Consider the following 17,275-nt stretch of genomic DNA (forward strand, 5'->3'; position numbering starts at 1 on the left):
TGCCGCCCCGCCCCCTCGGGGTCGGCAGCAGGAACCATCCCGAGAGGTACTGATCCCCATGTGCGGAATCGTGGGATACACAGGGCGCGAAGCGGCCCTGGACGTCGTGCTCGAAGGGCTCGAACGGCTTGAGTACCGGGGGTACGACTCCGCCGGAGTCACCGTCCTGACCGAGGACGGACCGGCCACCGAGAAACGGGCGGGCAAGCTGGTCAATCTGGAGAAGGCGTTGGCGGAGACCCCTCTCCCTGCCGGGACCTCCGGGATCGGCCACACCCGGTGGGCCACCCACGGTGGTCCGACGGACGCCAACGCCCACCCCCACCTGGACGACGCGCGGCGGGTGGCGGTGGTGCACAACGGCATCATCGAGAACTTCGCGCAGCTGCGGGCGGAGCTCGCGGAGCGGGGCCACACGCTCCGTTCGGAGACCGACACGGAGGTTGTCGCCCATCTGCTGGGTGAGGCGTTCGCCGGTGACCTGGCGGAGGCGATGCGGGTGGTGTGCCGTCAGCTGGACGGTGCGTTCACCCTGGTGGCGGTGCACGCGGACCAGCCGGGTGTGGTGGTCGGTGCGCGGCGGAACTCGCCGTTGGTGGTCGGGCGTGGCGTGGGGGAGAACTTCCTCGCCTCGGACGTGGCGGCGTTCATCGCCCACACGCGGGAGGCGGTGGAGCTGGGGCAGGACCAGGTGGTGGAGCTGCGCGCGGAGTCGGTGACGGTCACCGACTTCGACGGTGCTGTGGCCCAGGTGCGGGAGTACCACGTGGACTGGGACGCGTCGGCGGCGGAGAAGGGCGGTTACGACTACTTCATGCTGAAGGAGATCGCCGAGCAGCCGAAGGCGGTGGCGGACACGCTGCTGGGGCGGATCGGGGCGGACGGTCAGCTGACGCTGGACGAGCTGCGGATCTCGGACGCGCAGTTGCGGCAGGTGGAGAAGGTGGTGATCGTCGCGTGCGGTACCGCGTTCCACGCCGGGATGATCGCCAAGTACGCGATCGAGCACTGGACGCGGATCCCGTGCGAGGTGGAGGTCGCGAGCGAGTTCCGCTACCGGGACCCGATCCTGGACGAGCGGACGCTGGTCATCGCGATCTCGCAGTCCGGCGAGACGATGGACACCCTGATGGCGCTGCGGCACGCGCGTGAGCAGGGCGCGAAGGTGCTGGCGATCTGCAACACCAACGGCTCCACCATCCCCCGCGAGTCCGACGCGGTGCTGTACACCCACGCGGGCCCCGAGGTCGCGGTCGCCTCCACCAAGGCGTTCCTCACCCAGCTCGTCGCCTGCTACCTGGTCGCCCTCCACCTCGGCCAGGTGCGGGACAGCCACACCCTCGGCATCGTCGGGCCGCTGCGCGAGATGTCGTCCCTGGTCGAGCGGGTGCTGCTGACGATGGAGCCGGTCCGTGAGCTGGCCCGCTCGCTGGCGGACGCCAAGTCGGTGCTCTTCCTCGGCCGCCACGTCGGCTACCCGGTCGCGCTGGAGGGTGCGCTCAAGCTCAAGGAGCTGGCGTACATGCACGCCGAGGGCTTCGCCGCCGGCGAGCTCAAGCACGGCCCGATCGCCCTGATCGAGGAGGGCCTGCCCGTCGTCGTGGTGGTGCCCTCACCGCGCGGCCGCTCGATCCTGCACGACAAGATCGTCTCCAACATCCAGGAGATCCGCGCCCGCGGCGCACGCACCATCGTGATCGCCGAGGAAGGCGACGAGGCCGTGGCCCCGTACGCCGACCACCTGATCCGCATCCCGGTCACCCCGGTGCTGCTCCAGCCGCTGGTCTCGACCGTGCCGCTCCAGGTCTTCGCCTGCGAGCTGGCGACGGCCAAGGGCCACGAGGTCGACCAGCCCCGCAACCTCGCCAAGTCCGTCACCGTGGAATAGCCCGGTCCCAGGAACCGCCGACCACTGAAAGGGCAGTCTGATGGCCATGCGTACCGCTCGCACCGAGTCGGTCCTCGCGGCCGCCTGGCTGCTGGTGTGCGCCCTGGCCGGCTGCTCGTCCTCAGCCCCGCAGCCCTCACCGCCCGCCGTCCCGGCCACCCGCCCGCTGCCGGACGTGCTCAACGGCGTGACGCTGGACGACGTGAGCGAACTGCCCGGTCTGATGGCCTCCCTGCGGGCCCTGCCGCAACGACCCACCGAGCGCATCGTCTTCGACGCGGACACCGAACCCTCGCACTACACCGCAGCGGTGGACGCGCTGCACCCGATCAGCTACCTGATGGGCCTGCCCATGGACTCCACCGAGGTGGCCGACGCCTCCCTGACGGAGTATCACGACCGGACGGCCGCCCTGCTGGCGAAGTTCGGCGGGAAGATCGACATCTGGGAGATCGGCAACGAGGTCAACGGCGGATGGCTCGGCCCAGCTCCCACCGTCACCGAGAAGGTGGCCGACGCCTACCAACAGGTGGTCGCGGCCGGTGGGCGGACCGCGCTCACTCTCTACTACAACCCGAACTGCTCCGGCGACCCGGCCCATCAGATGTTGCCGTGGACCAGGGCGAACGTGCCCCAGGAGATCAGGAACGGTCTGGACTACGTCCTGGTGTCCTACTACGAGGACGACTGCAACGGTTACCGGCCGCCGCTCGACGAGTGGAACGCAGTCTTCACCGAGCTCACCGCACTGTTCCCGCACGCCCGGGTGGGTTTCGGCGAGAACGGCACGGACGAGCACGCGCCGCTCGACGCGAAGCTGGAGCAGCTCACCCACTACTACACCCTGCCGGTCAGCGCCCCCCGTTACCTGGGCGGTCACTTCTGGTGGTACTACGCCGAGGACATGCTGCCGTACCCGCCGGCCAACGCCCTGTGGACGGCCCTGTCCGATGCGTTGACGCCGCCGCCGGCGTGACGAGAATCCCGCATCCGAGGACAAGACGATGAGCACCGAGACGACAACCAGACCGCTCACGGCCCCGCAGCCGGACAACACCTCGTTCGCGGCCGTGCGGGCCGTTATCACCGCCTTCGCCCCCTACCGGCTCCTCGAACTGGAACGGGAGCGGGAACAGGCCTTCGCCCAGGCACTGGGGACCGACAGCCTGGGCCCGGTGCATCTGTTCCTCCGCCGTTGGGGCACGGTCGCGGACACCGAACGGGAGCTGGCCACCGCGACCCGGCTGCACCGTTCCGAGTACTCGGCCCGCTCCGGCCTCGATCCGGACGAGCGTCGGGAGAGTGCCCTGGAACTTGCTGCGGTCCTGCTGACGGTGGCCGCCGAGCTCGCCGCTCCGGACGGCGGCCGACGGCCATGAGCTAGCGCTTGAGGCGGTAGATCACCGTGTCGGCGTTGACCGCGACCACCTCGTAGCGGGTCTCCAGCAGGCTCTCTATCCGGGGGATGTGCACCGGCTGGTACGGGGCCAGCCCGGAGTCGTCCACCACGATCTCCGGGAAGCCCTTGTCGGCCAGCTCCTGGTCGAAGGTCTGCCAGGCGTTCGCCATGCTGAACTGCTCGCCGACGTCCTTGCCGTCCTTGCCGCCGCTGAAGTTGGTCAGGAAACCAGCCGTCAGGTAGCGGGTGACGGGGCGTCGGTCCGACAGCCAGTACAGCTCGGGGTGCATGCCCCAGACCAGCACGGTGTCCTTGGCCGTGGTCTGCTGAGCTATCGTGCTGGCCACCTCGCTGGAGTGGTCGAGCCGCTGGCCCGGCCAGAAGACCGCCAGACCCCAGAACGCCGTCGCCGCCACCGTGCTGTAAACCAGCACCGGCCGCCAGCGGATCGAGGAGGTGGTCACCGCGCCGACCCCGAGCAGCACCAGCGGGGGCATCAGCTGGAGGTAGTAGTGGCCGAAGAAGTGGAAGCCGGTGCTGACCGCCACCACCGAGGAGAGCAGCCAGACCCAGAGGTCGGAGGTGGCGCCGTACTCCTCTCCCCGGACGGTGGGCAGCGCACCGTGACGCAGCCTCAGCCAGAGCCGGTGGCCCAGCGGGGCCAGGAAGCCCAGGCAGGCCGCCAGCAGGATCGCCGAGTTGCCCAGGGCCCGGCCGGCCATCTGCAGCCAGGCGCCGCCCATCGAGGCGTAGTCGCCGCTGCCGGTGACCACCCAGAAGAGGAAGCCCTTGGGTTTGGTGAGGATCACCGCCACCAGCGCTATCGGCAGCGCGAAGCCGAAGCAGACCTTGAAGAGCGCGGGCTGCCAGCGCACCCCGCGCAGCCGGACGTCCTGGAACAGCATCCAGAGGACCGGCAGCAGCACCGCGCCACCGGTCTGCTTGGTCAGGGAGCAGAGCGACACCGCGATCCCGGCCGCCAGCCAGCGGCGGCGCTCGGCGTAGCGGAACGCCGCCACCATCGCGGGCAGCATGAAGACCTCGAAGGTCGCCGCCTGGGTGTCCTCGGGGGACAGCCCGATCGAGACCAGCAGGTACAGCCCGCCGGCCACCGCACCCGCCCGGTTGCCCCAGCGGCCCCGGGCGATCGAGGCCAGCAGGATCGCGGTGGCCAGGTGCGCCACGATCGCGAGGGTGCGCAGCGGCCAGAGCGAGGTGGAGCCGAAGAGCGCGAAACACGCCTCGTACAGCCAGGGCAGCAGGGGGGGTTTGCGGTCCACCACGGTGTCGTACAGGACACCGCCGTCGGCCAGCATCCGTGCCTGCGTGGCGAGGTAGCCCTCGTCGGGGCTCCACACCGGGCGCAGGAAGGACGGCAGGTGGGTGACGGTCGCGAGGACGGCCAGCACCGGCACGACTCTGGTCCAGTACCCCGTCCGGACACGCTCGGGCAGCCGCCCGGACAGGGTGGTCAGTGGTCGTGAGACGGCGTTGGGCACGTTGACAACCTACCGGGCGGGGCCGTGGACCCACGTCCGGGTCCGGCCATTCGATGTGACGATCGGACAGAAGTCTGACGGGCCGCCGACTCCGCGCGCGACCGAATTGCCGTGCGACCGGTGATGCGCGCAGGGGCCCGCGAAGCCGTGCGACCCGGCGGGCGAAGCACCTGCGGGCCGGGCTCGGTGAGCCGGTCGCACGTGCTGACCTGCCGTGATGCGCGGCTCCCCGAGCCCCCGTGGGTGCGTCAGACCCGCGCCGCCGCCGTACGGGCCACCAGCTTGGTGACCTGTTCGGCGATGGCCGGCGCGGTGAGGCCGATCTCCTCCAGGATCTGGTCCCGGGTGGCGTGGTCCAGGAACTCCTGCGGAATGCCGAAGTCCCGCAGCGGCACGTCCACCTCGGCGTCCCGCAGGGCCTGTGCGATCGCGGAGCCGACGCCGCCCGCGCGGCCGTTGTCCTCGACCGTGACGACCACCCGGTGCTCGGCGGCCAGGCCGGGCAGGGCGGGGTCGACCGGCTTGACCCAGCGCGGGTCGACCACGGTGGTGGTGATGCCTTGGGCGGCGAGCAGGGCGGCCACCTCCAGGCAGGTCGCGGCCATCGCGCCGACCGAGACGATCAGCACCTCGGCCCGGACCTCGGGGGCGGCCCGCAGCACGTCCATGCCACCGATCCGGCCGACCGCAGGGACGGCGGGGCCGACGGTGCCCTTGGAGTAGCGGACCACGGTCGGGGCGTCGTCCACCTCGACCGCCTCGCGCAGCTGCGCCCGCAGCTGGTCGGCGTCACGCGGCGCGGCGAGCCGCAGACCGGGGACCACCTGAAGGATCGACATGTCCCACATGCCGTTGTGCGACGCACCGTCAGTGCCGGTGACGCCCGCGCGGTCGAGCACGAAGGTGACGCCGAGCCGGTGCAGCGCGACGTCCATCAGGACCTGGTCGAAGGCCCGGTTCAGGAAGGTCGCGTAGACCGCGAAGACCGGGTGCAGGCCGTTGGTGGCCAGGCCGGCCGCGCTGGTGACCGCGTGCTGCTCGGCGATGCCGACGTCGAAGGTCCGCTCCGGGAAGGCCTTGGCGAACGGGGCCAGGCCGACCGGGTGGAGCATCGCGGCGGTGATGCCGACGATGTCCTTGCGCTCCCGGCCGAGCGCGACCATCTCCTCGCCGAAGACCGAGGTCCAGTCCTTGCCCGAGGTCTTGATCGGCAGGCCGGTCTCCGGGTGGATCACGCCGACCGCGTGGAAGCGGTCCTCGTCGTGCTGCTCGGCGGCGTGGTAGCCGCGGCCCTTCTCGGTCAGGCAGTGCACGATCACCGGGCCGCCGAAGCCGCGCGCCTTGGTGAGGGCGGACTCCAGCGCGGTCAGGTCGTGGCCGTCGATCGGGCCGATGTACTTGAGGCCGAGGTCCTCGAACATCCCCTGCGGCGCGATGAAGTCCTTGAGGCCCTTCTTGGCGCCGTGCAGGGTCTCGAACAGCTGTTGGCCGACCACCGGGGTGCGCTGCAGCGCCTCCTTGCCCCAGGACAGGAAGCGCTCGTAGCCCTGGGTGGTGCGCAGCGTGGCGAGGTGGTTGGCCAGACCGCCGATGGTGGGCGAGTAGGAACGCTCGTTGTCGTTCACCACGATCACCAGCGGGCGGTCCTTGGCGTCGGCGATGTTGTTCAGCGCCTCCCAGGCCATGCCGCCGGTCAGCGCGCCGTCGCCGATCACCGCGACCACCGGGCGGTCGTGGTGGCCCTGCAGCTGGTTGGCCTTGGCCAGGCCGTCCGCGTAGCCGAGCACGGTGGAGGCGTGCGAGTTCTCGATCACGTCGTGCTCGGACTCGGCGCGGGACGGGTAGCCGGACAGGCCGCCCTTCATCCGCAGCTGCGAGAAGTCCTGACGGCCGGTGAGCAGCTTGTGCACGTAGCTCTGGTGGCCGGTGTCGAAGAGGATCCGGTCGCGCGGCGAGTCGAAGACCCGGTGCAGCGCGATGGTCAGCTCGACCACGCCCAGGTTCGGCCCGAGGTGGCCGCCCGTCTTGGAGACCTCCTCGACCAGGAAGGTACGGATCTCGTCGGCCAGCGCGGCCAGCTGCGCCGGGGTGAGCCGGTCGAGATCACGCGGTCCCCGAATGCGGGTCAGCAGCGCCACCCGTTCCTCCTCGTTCAAAGTTCTCGGGCCGCGGACGGCCTGCCGGGCCTCGCTGCCCCTGGTGCCGGGGCCACCCCGGCCCCAGGCCGGTCGGACTCGACTGCCCGAGTCTAATGTCCACCTGCCGGACGTCGCGCAGCGCGCCTCGGGTTGACCGGTGTTGACCGACATGACGAGGCTCGGCACCCGATTGGTTCGGGTGCCGAGCCTCACACGGTCCCGGAGTGGTCAACCTCGTCCGGAGGACTTCTGCGTCCGGCGGGAGACCGAGTCCAGCACGACGGCGGCGAGCAGCACCGCGCCGGTGATCATGTACTGGATCGACTGGTTGACGTGCACCAGGTCGAGGCCGGTGATGATGGACTGGATCACCAGGATGCCGAGCAGCGCCGACCAGGTCTTGCCCCGGCCGCCGAACAGGCTGGTGCCGCCGATGACGGCCGCGGCGATCGAGTTCATCAGCACGTTGCCGCTGCCGAGCGCCTTGTCGGCGGAACCCTGCTGGCTCATGATGAACAGCCCGCCGAGCGCGGCCATGCCGGCCGAGATCATGAAGACCGAGATCCGCACCCAGGCCACGTTGATACCGGCCCGGCGGGCCGCCTCGATGCCACCGCCGACGGCGAAGATCTGTCGGCCGTACGAGGTGCGGCGGAGCACGAAGTCGGTGATCACCACGATGCCGAGGAAGATCACCAGCGGCAGCGGCAGGCCCTGGCTCTGGTTCAGGGTGGCCGCGGCGGCGATCGCGATGAGCCCGATCACACCGGTGCGCAGGGCGATCTCGCTGACCGGGCGGGAAGCCAGCCCGGCCGAGGAGCGGCGCTTGGCGTCCAGCAGCTGACCGGCCAGGAAGAGGGCGACGCCGGCCAGCGCGAAGATCCAGGTGGCGGCGATGTCGCCGTCACCGACGAAGTAGTGGTCGAGGTTGGCGATCACGCCGTCGTTGAGCACGTTGGCGGTGCCCTTGTCCCCGAGCACGAACTGCTGCAGACCGCTCCAGGCCAGCAGACCGGCCAGCGTGACCACGAAGGCCGGCACGCCGATCTTGGCGAAGAAGAAGCCGTGCAGGGCACCCATCGCGACGGCGGCGGCCAGCGCGATCAGGATCGACAGCCACTCGTTGACGCCGGACCGGGCCGACAGCACACCCGCGACGGCGGCCGAGACACCGGCGATCGAGCCGAGCGAGAGGTCGATCTCACCGAGCAGCAGGACGAACACGATGCCGACCGCGATCAGGCCGGGGCCCGCGATCCAGAGCGTGATGTTGGTGAGGTTGTCGGCGTTCAGGAAGTCGCCGGTCAGCCCCTGGAAGATGGCCGCGATCAGGACCAGGCCGAGCACGACCGGGACGGAGCCCAGGTCGCCGCTCTTCATCTTCCGCTTGAACTCGCCGACGTAGCCGGCGAAGCCCTGCTCGCGGACCAGCAGACGGGGGTCGATCGCGGGCGCGGGCGCCTCGGTGGTCTGGTTGGTGCTCACTTCGCTTCCTCCGCGATGCGTGCCTGACGCCGGGTCACGGCGTTCTCGGTGGCTCCGGTGATGGCGGAGATGATCTCTTCGTGGGTGGTGCCGGCCACCGGGAAGGACCCGTTGTTGCGGCCCAGGCGGAGCACCGCGACGGTGTCCGCGACGGCCTTGACGTCCGCCATGTTGTGGCTGATCAGGATGACCCCGAGGCCCCGCTCGCGGAGCCGCTCGACCAGGTCGAGCACCTGGGCGGTCTGCTCCACGCCGAGCGCGGCGGTGGGCTCGTCGAGGATGACGATCTTCGGGTCGCCGACCAGGGCGCGGGCGATCGCAACCACCTGGCGCTGACCGCCGGAGAGCGCGGCGATCGGGATGCGCACGCTGGGGATGCGGATCGACAGGGTGTCGAGCAGTTCCTTGGCCCGCTTCTCCATCCCGACCTCGTCGAGCGTGCCGAACTTCTTCAGCTCGCGGCCGAGGAAGAGGTTGCCGACCACGTCGAGGTTGTCGCAGAGCGCGAGGTCCTGGTAGACGGTCGCGACGCCGAGACCCTGCGCGTCCTGCGGGCGGTTGATCCGGACCTCGCGGCCCTCCCACTCGATCGACCCTTCGTCGATCGGGTGGACGCCGGCGATGGTCTTCACCAGCGTCGACTTGCCGGCGCCGTTGTCGCCGACCAGGGCGACCACCTCGCCGGCGTGGACCTCCAAGTGGACGTCGGTGAGCGCCTGGACGGCACCGAAGCGCTTGGAGACTCCGCGCAACGCCAGTACGGGTGCGCCTGTCACGTGAACCATCTCCTTCATTCCGTGCCACCGGCTCCTGACGAGGGGTGACTCGGCCTGCCGCGCGCCGATTCGGGGCGCGAAGGGGTAGGGCCTGTCTGGGGAGGGCCAGCTCCGACGGGATGCGTCGGACAGGCCCTGGTGCGAGAAACGTTCGGGGCGCGGCGGTACGGAACCACGGCGCGCCGGTGGGCCGGCGCTCCGTCAGGAGCGCCGGCCCGTACCGACTTACTTCAGGCCGGCCGCGGCGCAGGCGGCGGCGTAGTCGGCGGTGCAGATGTCGGCGGCCTTGTAGAGGCCGTCGGCGATCACGGTGTCCTGGATGTTCGCCTTGGTGACGACCTTCGGGGACAGCAGCTTGGCCGGGATGCCCTTGTCGGTCGGGCTGTCCACGGTCGCCGTGGCGATGCCCTTGACGTCCTTGCCCTGGAGCAGGCTGACCGCGAGCTCGGCGGCCGAGTCGGCGAGCGGCTTGTACGCCTTGTAGATGGTGTACGCCTGGTCGCCCGCGACGATCCGCTGGATGGCGTCCACGCCGGCGTCCTGGCCACCGACCGGGACGTTGATCCCCTGAGCCTTCAGCTGGGTGATGATGGCCGCGGCCATGCCGTCGTTGGCGGAGTAGACGGCCTGGAAGCCCTCCTTGCCCAGGCTGGTGATCGCGGTGCCCATCTTCTGGCCCGCCACGGTGGGCTTCCACTCACCGGAGGCCTCGTAGACGATCTTCTTGATCTTGCCGTCGAGCGCCTTCTTCGCACCGGACTTGAAGTACGCGGCGTTCGGGTCGGCCTCGTCACCGTTGATCATGACCACGTTGGCGTCGGCGGCCTTGGCACCCAGCGCGGTGACCAGCGCCTCGCCCTGGAGCTCGCCGACCTTCTCGTTGTCGAACGAGACGTACGCGGAGACCGGGCCGGTGGCCAGACGGTCGTACGCGACGACCTTGACACCCTTGGCCGCCGCCTCCTTGACCCAGGACGCGGTCGAGGTCGCGTCGAAGGCGTCGAGGACGATCACCTTGACACCCTGCGCGATCAGGGTGTCGAACTGCTGCTTCTGCTTCGACGCGGAGCCCTCGGCGTTGCTGTACTTGACGTTGCAGTCACCGCACAGCGCCTTGACCTTGGCCTCGATGAACGGCTTGTCGAAGGACTCGTACCGGGTGGACGAGGCGTTCTCCGGGAGCAGCAGGCCGATCGACTTGGTGTCACCGGACGCGGCGCTGTCCTTCTTGTCGTCACCGGCCTTGCCACAGGCGGCCATCGAGATGGCCATGGTGAGCGCGGCGGTGCCGACGAGTGCGCGACGCATCATTGCGTTCATGGTGGGGGTGCCTCCCTGACGGCGCCGCAACATTGCGGCGAGGTGAGGTGGAGTCAACCCCTGAGGCTCGCTTGTCGTCAAGAAGTAAAATCAGCTGAGCGCCGATCCGAACCTTTTCGTTATCTTCCTGAAGGCGAAGCCGAGACCAAACGGCCTCGGCTTCGCTTTCTGCGGACGCGGGAGAGCGATTTCCGGTGTCAGGCGCCGACGGCCGAGGTCTGGCGGATTGCGCCGGATTCGCCCATCTCGCTCATCACCAGCGCGAGCGCCCCGAGCACCTCGGCCCGGCCACCCAACGTGCCCGGGACCACCGAGAGCTGCCGGGCCGCGGACGGGATCGCGTACCGCGCCACCGAGTCCCGGATCGGGGAAAGCACCAGCTCACCGGCCTCGGCGAGGTCTCCGCCGAGGATCACCCGGCGGGGGTTCAGTAGATTGCACAGCGTGGCCACGCCGCTGCCGATCTGGCGTCCGGCGTCCGCGATCACCCGGCGGCAGCCCAGGTCACCCTGCTGGGCCAGCTGCACCACCTTGGTCAGGGTGAGCTCTCCCGGGTGGTTGGCGTTCAAGAGATTGAGCAGGTACCGCGAGCCCACGAAGGTCTCCAGGCAGCCCCGGTTGCCGCAGCGGCAGACCGGCCCCGCCTCGTCCAGCGTGATGTGGCCGATCTCGCCCGCCGTACCGCCGGGGCCCCGGTAGATCTGACCGTTTATCACCAGCCCGGAGCCCACACCGCTGGCCACCTTGATGTAGGCCAGGTCGGACAGCCCCCGGCCGGCACCCCAGACCAGCTCGCCGAGCGCGCCGAGGTTGGCGTCGTTGTCGACGTGCACGGCCATGCCCAGCCGCTGCGCGAGCTCCCGACCGGGCACGATGCCGGTCCAGCCGGGCAGGATCGCGGTGGAGCCGAGCGCGCCGGTCTCCTGGTCGATCGGCCCCGGCACGCCGAGGCCGACCCCGACCACCTTCTCCGCCTTGAACCCGGCCTGCGCCAGCAGCCGCTCGACCAGCGCCTCGGCGCGGTCGAAGCCCTGCTGGGCCGAGACGTCCACGTCGATCGGCTCGCTCTCCTCGGCGAGCACCCGGTGCGCCAGGTTGCCCACCGCCACCCGCAGGTGGGTGTGGCCGAAGTCGACGCCGACCACGATCCCGGCGTCCCCGCTGAGCGAGACCGAGCGCGCTCGGCGGCCGCCCGAGGAGGTGTCCGCCACCACCACGGTGCCGGCTTCCTTCAGCTCCCGGACGATGTTGGACACCGTGGCCGCGGAGAGCCCGGTGGACCGGGCGATCTCCGCCTGGGTCAGCGAGCCCGCCAGCCGGACCGCGCGCAGCACCCGTTCGAGATTGGCCCGGTGCAGCGAGGACTGCGATCCCGGTGTGTCGATCGACATGGTTCACCCTTCCTGGGCACGGGTACTCGACCGTCCCCGTCCCAGCCGCGCCGTTGCGGCGGTGCTCAAAATGTTCACCTTCAACTTCTGAACTCTATGGTCGGCACCGCACCTGCGCTCGCGTCAAGGGGAACCGGTGCTGAACGGAGACCTGACGCGGATCGTTCTCGGAGCGTCCGTGGCCCACTTGATATGCCCCGGGCGCCGGGGACCTGCCGCGTGGGAGGATGCCAGGCATCCATGCCTGACGAAGGAGTCCTGCGAGTGCCTGGCACCAACTTGACCCGTGAGGAGGCCCGAACCCGGGCCGCGCTCCTGCACGTGGAGTCGTACGACATCGAGCTCGACCTGAGCTCGGCCCGCGACGGCGGTACGTTCCGGTCCACCACGGTGGTCCGGTTCACCGCCAACGCTCCGGGCAGCGCGAGCTTCATCGACCTGGTCGCGCCGAGCGTGTCCGAGCTGGTGCTGAACGGCGTGCCGCTGCCGCTCGACAGCTTCGCCGACAGCCGGATCGCCCTGCCCGACCTGGCCGCCGAGAACGAGCTGAAGGTCGTCGCCGACTGCGCGTACACCAACACCGGCGAGGGCCTGCACCGCTTCGTCGACCCGGTGGACGGCGAGACGTACCTCTACACCCAGTTCGAGGTCCCGGACGCCCGGCGGGTGTTCGCCTCCTTCGAGCAGCCCGACCTCAAGGCGGCCTTCACCTTCACGGTGACCGCCCCCAAGGGCTGGGTCGTGGTCTCCAACTCCCCCACCCCGGCCCCGGTCGGCGACGGGGACACCCAGGTCTGGCGGTTCACCCCGACCGGCCGGATCTCCACCTACATCACCGCGCTGATCGCGGGCCCGTACGTGGGCGTCTTCGACGAGTACCGCAGCGGCGAGCAGGTCGTCCCGCTCGGGGTCTACTGCCGGCCGTCGCTGCGTGAGTTCCTGGACGCCGACGCGATCTTCGACATCACCCGGCAGGGCTTCGACTTCTTCCAGGAGAAGTTCGACTGCGCCTACCCGTTCGAGAAGTACGACCAGCTCTTCGTGCCGGAGTTCAACGCCGGCGCGATGGAGAACGCGGGCGCCGTCACCTTCCGGGACCAGTACGTCTTCCGGTCCAAGGTGACCGACGCGGCGTACGAGTCGCGGGCCGCCACCATCCTGCACGAGCTGGCCCACATGTGGTTCGGCAACCTGGTCACCATGGAGTGGTGGAACGACCTCTGGCTGAACGAGTCGTTCGCCACCTTCGCCGAGGCGGTCTGCCTGGCCGAGGCGCCCGGCTCCCGGTGGCCGGACTCCTGGACCACCTTCGCCAACGAGATGAAGACCTGGGCGTACCGGCAGGACCAGCTGCCGTCCACCCACCCGATCATGGCCGAGATCAACGATCTCGAGGACGTCATGGTCAACTTCGACGGCATCACCTACGCCAAGGGCGCCTCGGTGCTCAAGCAGCTGGTGGCGTACGTCGGCCAGGACGAGTTCTTCAAGGGCGTGCAGGCGTACTTCAAGGCGCACGCCTGGGGCAACACGCGTCTGAGCGACCTGCTCGGCGCGCTGGAGGAGACCAGCGGCCGCGATCTCAAGACCTGGTCGAAGGCGTGGCTGGAGACGGCCGGCATCAACGTGCTGCGCCCCTCGGTCACGCTTGCCGAGGACGGCACCGTCGCCTCCTTCTCGGTGCTCCAGGAGGCCCCCGCGCTACCCGCAGGCGCCAAGGGCGAGGCGGTGCTCCGGCCGCACCGGATCGCCGTCGGCTGCTACGACCTGAAGGACGGTCAGCTGGTCCGCACCGAGCGGATCGAGCTGGACGTGGACGGTGCCGAGACCCCGGTGCCGCAGCTGACCGGCCGTCAGCGGCCCGCCGTGCTGCTGCTCAACGACGACGACCTGTCGTACGCCAAGGTCCGCCTGGACGAAGCCTCGCTGGCCGTGGTGACCGAGCACCTCGGTGCCTTCACCGCCTCGCTCCCCCGCGCGCTGTGCTGGGCCTCCGCCTGGGACATGACCCGCGACGGCGAGCTGGCCACCCGCGACTACCTGGCGCTGGCGCTCTCCGGTCTGGCGACGGAGAGCGAGATCGGCGTGGTCCAGTCGGTCCAGCGGCAGGTCAAGCTGGCGCTGGACGTGTACTCCGACCCGGCCTGGCGCGAGGAGGGCCTGCTGCGCTGGTCCACCGCCGCCGAGGAGCGGCTGCGCGCCGCCGCGCCCGGCAGCGACCACCAGCTGGCCTGGGCCAGGACGCTGGCCGCCGCCGCCCGGACGGAGGGTCAGCTCGCGCTGCTGGCCGGTCTGCTGGACGGCAGCGAGGTGATCGATGGCCTGGCCGTCGACACCGAGCTGCGCTGGGTGCTGCTCTCCCGGCTGGCGGCCACCGGCCGCGCCGACGCGAAGGCGATCGACGCCGAGCTGGAGCGGGACAACACCGCGGCCGGCCAGGAGCACGCGGCCGCCTGCCGCGCGGCCCGGCCGACCGCCGAGGCCAAGGCCGCGGCCTGGGCCTCCGTGGTGGAGTCGGACGAGCTGACCAACTACGTCCAGGAGGCCGTGATCAGCGGCTTCGGCCAGCCCGACCAGCAGGAGCTGCTCGCCCCGTACACGGCGAAGTACTTCGCCGCGATCAAGGGCATCTACGAGACCCGCAGCCACGAGATCTCGCAGCAGATCGTGGTCGGCCTCTACCCGGCCCGCCAGGTCGGACAGGCCACCCTGGACGCCACCGACGCCTGGTTGGCCTCGGCGGAGCCGGCCCCGGCGCTGCGCCGGATGGTGGTCGAGGCCCGTGCGGCCGTCGAGCGCGCGATCCGGGCGCAGGCCGCCGACCGGGCGGCGGCCGCCCGGGAGCTCGGGCGCTGAGCCCGCGGCGAACGCACGAAGGACCGCCGTCCGGCTCGGAGCCGGACGGCGGTCCTTCGGGGTTCAGGCCGCTACTTCTTGCCCTTGCCCAGCGAGGGCAGCATGACCAGACCGGCGATCAACGCGAACAGCACCAGCGGGGCCGCCACGTAAAGGGCCAGGGTGTCGACCGTGCTCAGACCCTTGCCCGGGTCGTCGCCGTCGTCCCGGGTGACCGCCAGGGCGGCGGGCGACGTCATCAGCATCATCAGCGTCGCCACCGCGGAGACCGCGCCGGCTCGCAAAGCGTTCCTCTTGTCCACGTTTCCTAAGGTAGCGGCCGCTCACGCCACGCCGCTCCCCGGGGTCCGCCTTCCGAGCACGCCGCTGAGCCGCCCGGTGCCCTCCGCCGCGGCCAGGGCCTCCAGGGTGACGGGGCGTCCGCTCCGGTCGGCCACCGGCAGGCGCCAGTTGGGGTACTGGTCCCAGGTGCCCGGCAGGTTCTGCGGGCGCGGGTCGCCGACCGTGTCCGGCAGCCAGACGCCGACCAGCTCGGCGGGGGTGGCCAGCAGGAAGGCGTACAGCGCCTCGGCGGTCAGCTCCGCGCCCTCGGGCAGCAGCCCGGCCCGGGTCAGTTCGGCCCGCCAGTCGGCGAGTTCGGCGGCCGCCTCGGCCTGCTCCTCGGCCAGCGGGCGGGCCAGCAGGCCGAGCCGGTGCCGCAGCTCGACGTGTTCGGCGGAGAGCCGGGCCGCGGTGCTCGGCAGGTCGTGGGTGGTCAGGGTGGCCAGGCAGGCGGCCCGCCAGCGCTCCGGCGGCAGGATCTCGCCGTCCGCCCGCCAGTCCCGCTCGAACCAGAGCACCGAGGTGCCGAGCACCCCGCGCGCCGTCAGCTCCTCCCGCACGCCGGGTGCCACCGTGCCCAGGTCCTCGCCGATCACGTACCCGCCCGCCCGGTGCGCCTCCAGCGCCAGCACCCCGAGCATCGCCTCCGCGTCGTAGCGGACGTACGCGCCCTGGGTCGGTGGGTGCCCGGCCGGCACCCACCAGAGCCGGAACAGGCCCATCACGTGGTCGATCCGCAGTGCCCCGGTGTGCCGCAGCGCCGCGCGCAGCAGCTCCGCGTACGGGGCGTAACCGGCGGCGGCCAGCGCGTCCGGGCGCCAGGGCGGCAGGCCCCAGTCCTGGCCGTGCGCGTTGAAGGCGTCCGGCGGGGCGCCCACCGAGATGCCCTCGGCCAGCACCTCCTGGAGCACCCAGGCGTCCGCGCCGTCCGGGTGCGCGCCGACCGCCAGGTCGTGGATCAGGCCGACCGGCATCCCGGCGTCCTTCGCCGCCTGCTGGGCCGCCCCCAGCTGCTGGTCCGTCAGCCAGGCCAGCCAGCGGTGGAACTCCACCCGGTCGGCCAGGTCCTGGGCCGCCTTGGTGACGTGCGGGCTGTCCGGGTGGCGCAGGCCCTTGGGCCAGTGCCGCCAGTCGTCCCCGTGCCGCTCGGCCAGCGCCGACCAGACCGCGTACTGCTCCAGCCAGCGGCCCTCCCGTTCTACGAAGGCCCGGTACGCCGCCTCCCGGCCGGGGCCGCGCGGGACCCGGTGCAGGATCTCCAGCGCCTGGTACTTCACCGCCCGGACCGCGTCCCGGTCGATCAGCCCGTCGTGGGCCAGCACCTCCCGGCTCAACCTCCGCCCGCGCTCCGGGAGATCACCCAGATCGGCGTACGGGTACTCGGGCACCGCCTCGATCCGCAGGTGCACCGGGTCGGCGAACCGGCGGGAGGAAGGCCGGTACGGCGAGGGGTCGGACGGCGCGCCCGGGAGCGCCGCGTGCAGCGGGTTGATCTGCAGGAAGCCCGCCCCGAGCCCGTGCCCGGCCCACTGCGCCAGCTCCGCCAGGTCACCGAGGTCGCCCATCCCCCACGAGCGCTCGGAGAGCACCGAGTAGAGCTGGGCCAGGAACCCCCAGGAACGCTGCCCGATCTCCGGCAGCCGCTGCGGCGCGACGATCAGCGGAACCGATTCGGAGCGGTCGCCCGAACGGACCGTCAGACGGTGCCGGCCGAGCGGCAGGTCGGCCGGCAGCCAGTGCGACCGCCCGGCCGGCAGGCCCCAGCTGCCGCCGTCCTCCAGCTCGACGGTGAGCCGGGCCTCCGCCGGGACGTCCAGCGCCGTCCGCCGACCCGCCCGCACCACCACGCACGGCGGCACCAGCCGGCCCGCCTGCTCGGCCCGGTGCCGCTCCATCGCCTCCCGCACCGCCGCCGGCGTCCCGGCATCCACCCCCAGCGCCCCCAGCACCGCCACCAGGGTGTGCGGCGCCACCTGCACCGGCCCCGAACCCGGGTCGTACGTACTGTCCACCCCGTGGGCATGCGCCAACGCCACCAACTCCGGCGACGGCGGCGGATCCTCGGCGGGAGCCTGCGGGCTGGCGGTTGCGCGGTCGAGGTATGCGGCCACTCTTGGGCTCCTGCGGTCAGTGAAGCCGTACGGGACTTCCCAGTACTACCCGGGCCGACCCCGGCCGACCCCGGCACCCGCACGGCGGAGT

The 17,275-nt window shown here is 71.2% G+C and carries 12 protein-coding genes; 4 read left to right on the plus strand and 8 right to left on the minus strand.

What is annotated here, in order from left to right:
• Positions 1-58 precede the first annotated feature (58 nt).
• Genes glmS through ACKUU6_RS09720 form a run of 3 tightly spaced genes read left to right on the plus strand, consistent with a single transcriptional unit; the run spans position 59 to position 3,267 of the window.
• Positions 59-1,888, plus strand: a complete 1,830-nt coding sequence (gene glmS / locus ACKUU6_RS09710) for a glutamine--fructose-6-phosphate transaminase (isomerizing) (RefSeq protein ID WP_407988086.1) — start codon at positions 59-61, stop codon at positions 1,886-1,888.
• Between the two features lie 46 nt (positions 1,889-1,934).
• On the plus strand, positions 1,935-2,864 hold the full coding sequence (locus ACKUU6_RS09715; protein WP_407988087.1) for a hypothetical protein: 930 nt from the start codon (positions 1,935-1,937) through the stop codon (positions 2,862-2,864).
• A 28-nt stretch (positions 2,865-2,892) separates the two neighbouring features.
• A complete protein-coding gene (locus ACKUU6_RS09720) occupies positions 2,893-3,267 on the plus strand; it encodes a hypothetical protein (protein WP_407988089.1) in 375 nt (124 codons plus the stop codon).
• A gap of 1 nt (position 3,268) precedes the next feature.
• Here ACKUU6_RS09720 and ACKUU6_RS09725 read toward each other — a convergent pair whose 3' ends face one another.
• The 6 genes from ACKUU6_RS09725 to ACKUU6_RS09750 form a co-directional block, all read right to left on the minus strand.
• Positions 3,269-4,786, minus strand: coding sequence for an ArnT family glycosyltransferase (locus tag ACKUU6_RS09725; RefSeq protein WP_407988090.1), 1,518 nt, complete (start codon positions 4,784-4,786; stop codon positions 3,269-3,271).
• Positions 4,787-5,034: 248 nt separating this feature from the next.
• Positions 5,035-6,924: a 1-deoxy-D-xylulose-5-phosphate synthase gene (gene dxs, locus ACKUU6_RS09730; RefSeq protein WP_407988091.1), complete on the minus strand. Its 1,890-nt coding sequence runs from the start codon at positions 6,922-6,924 to the stop codon at positions 5,035-5,037.
• 228 nt (positions 6,925-7,152) lie between these two features.
• Positions 7,153-8,409: a sugar ABC transporter permease gene (locus ACKUU6_RS09735; RefSeq protein ID WP_407988092.1), complete on the minus strand. Its 1,257-nt coding sequence runs from the start codon at positions 8,407-8,409 to the stop codon at positions 7,153-7,155.
• A complete protein-coding gene (locus ACKUU6_RS09740; RefSeq protein WP_407988093.1) occupies positions 8,406-9,194 on the minus strand; it encodes an ATP-binding cassette domain-containing protein in 789 nt (262 codons plus the stop codon). The genes ACKUU6_RS09735 and ACKUU6_RS09740 overlap by 4 nt, the downstream gene beginning before the upstream one ends.
• Positions 9,195-9,410: 216 nt before the next feature.
• Positions 9,411-10,505, minus strand: a complete 1,095-nt coding sequence (locus ACKUU6_RS09745; protein ID WP_407988094.1) for a sugar ABC transporter substrate-binding protein — start codon at positions 10,503-10,505, stop codon at positions 9,411-9,413.
• 197 nt (positions 10,506-10,702) lie between these two features.
• Positions 10,703-11,890, minus strand: coding sequence for an ROK family transcriptional regulator (locus ACKUU6_RS09750; RefSeq protein ID WP_407992079.1), 1,188 nt, complete (start codon positions 11,888-11,890; stop codon positions 10,703-10,705).
• Positions 11,891-12,160: 270 nt separating this feature from the next.
• On the opposite strand from ACKUU6_RS09750, the gene pepN reads away from it, so the two are divergent.
• Positions 12,161-14,752 carry an aminopeptidase N gene (gene pepN, locus ACKUU6_RS09755; protein WP_407988095.1) on the plus strand — a complete coding sequence of 864 codons (2,592 nt, stop codon included), beginning with the start codon at positions 12,161-12,163 and terminating at the stop codon, positions 14,750-14,752.
• 71 nt (positions 14,753-14,823) lie between these two features.
• Here the strand turns inward: pepN and ACKUU6_RS09760 are convergent, their stop codons facing one another.
• Positions 14,824-15,054, minus strand: coding sequence for a hypothetical protein (locus tag ACKUU6_RS09760; RefSeq protein ID WP_407988096.1), 231 nt, complete (start codon positions 15,052-15,054; stop codon positions 14,824-14,826).
• A gap of 21 nt (positions 15,055-15,075) precedes the next feature.
• The gene (malQ, locus tag ACKUU6_RS09765; RefSeq protein WP_407988097.1) at positions 15,076-17,184 is read right to left on the minus strand and encodes a 4-alpha-glucanotransferase; all 2,109 of its coding nucleotides are present in this window, start codon (positions 17,182-17,184) and stop codon (positions 15,076-15,078) included.
• Positions 17,185-17,275 lie beyond the last annotated feature (91 nt).

This window comes from Kitasatospora sp. CMC57 (genome assembly GCF_045866025.2).
Taxonomy (GTDB): Bacteria; Actinomycetota; Actinomycetes; order Streptomycetales; family Streptomycetaceae; genus Kitasatospora.

Coding starts and splice junctions, on each gene's coding strand:
- glmS (WP_407988086.1), top strand. CDS start 59: ATGTGCGGAATCGTGGGATACACAGGGCGCGAAGCGGCCCTGGACGTC.
- ACKUU6_RS09715 (WP_407988087.1), top strand. CDS start 1,935: ATGCGTACCGCTCGCACCGAGTCGGTCCTCGCGGCCGCCTGGCTGCTG.
- ACKUU6_RS09720 (WP_407988089.1), top strand. CDS start 2,893: ATGAGCACCGAGACGACAACCAGACCGCTCACGGCCCCGCAGCCGGAC.
- ACKUU6_RS09740 (WP_407988093.1), bottom strand. CDS start 9,194: ATGGTTCACGTGACAGGCGCACCCGTACTGGCGTTGCGCGGAGTCTCC.
- ACKUU6_RS09745 (WP_407988094.1), bottom strand. CDS start 10,505: ATGAACGCAATGATGCGTCGCGCACTCGTCGGCACCGCCGCGCTCACC.